The organism is Bradyrhizobium sp. 62, from assembly GCF_023073035.1.
Classification (GTDB): Bacteria; Pseudomonadota; Alphaproteobacteria; order Rhizobiales; family Xanthobacteraceae; genus Bradyrhizobium.
In genome coordinates this window covers 420,569-421,385 of the sequence record NZ_JADPIT010000032.1, presented here as the reverse complement: position 1 = coordinate 421,385, position 817 = coordinate 420,569, and the positions used below count along the sequence as shown (strand labels likewise).

Annotated in this window: 1 protein-coding gene; it reads left to right on the top strand. The window is 59.2% G+C overall.

What is annotated here, in order from left to right:
• Positions 1-235 precede the first annotated feature (235 nt).
• A partial coding sequence (locus IVB47_RS31375) for an acyl-CoA dehydrogenase family protein (protein ID WP_247467294.1) occupies positions 236-817 on the top strand: 582 nt, incomplete at its 3' end.

Genomic DNA, 817 nt, shown 5'->3' with positions numbered 1-817 from the left:
CGGAGCATCCAGTACGCCGCGGCTTCTTCATGAATCACCGACGTCACGGAGTACTGGATCGTACGATCAAGTCGGGCGATGACAGCGAGAATGCAGCCCCATTCAAACAACATTTCAAACGCCCGCGATATTCCATCGCATGGCATGGCTCGCGTTGAAAAATGCGCGCTCGCACTTTGGCGACGCTGCGACTATTCTCGCGTCCAACACGATCTCAGCGCCCCCGGGAGGAACAATGACAAAACACACCTATATTCCCCGCACCACCAACTACACCCTCAATCCCGGCGACGAGCTCAACGACCTCAGGATGTCGGACCAGGTCCGGCCGCTCTATGATCACGTCAGGAAGTTCATCCGCGACACCGTCGAGCCGATGTCGATCGAGTTCGCCAAGGCCGGCGAAGGCAAGCAAGACCGCTGGAGCTTCACGCCGAAGCAGCTCGAGGTGCTGGAGAAGGCCAAGAACAAGGCCAAGCAGGAAGGCCTCTGGAACTTCTTCCTGCCCGACGACGAGACCGGCCAGGGCCTGAAGAATCTCGACTACGCCTATATCGCCTCCGAGCTCGGCAAGAGCCCGCTGGCCTCGGAGAGCATGAACTGCTCGGCGCCTGATACCGGCAACATGGAGGTGCTGGAGCGCGTCGGCACCAAGGAGCAGAAGGAGAGGTGGCTGAAGCCGCTGATGAACGGCGAGATCCGCTCGGCCTATGTCATGACCGAGCCGAACGTCGCCTCCTCCGATGCCAAGAACATCTCGACGAGTGCAAAGCTCGTCGGCGACGAATGGGTCATCAACGGCGAGAAGTATTACATT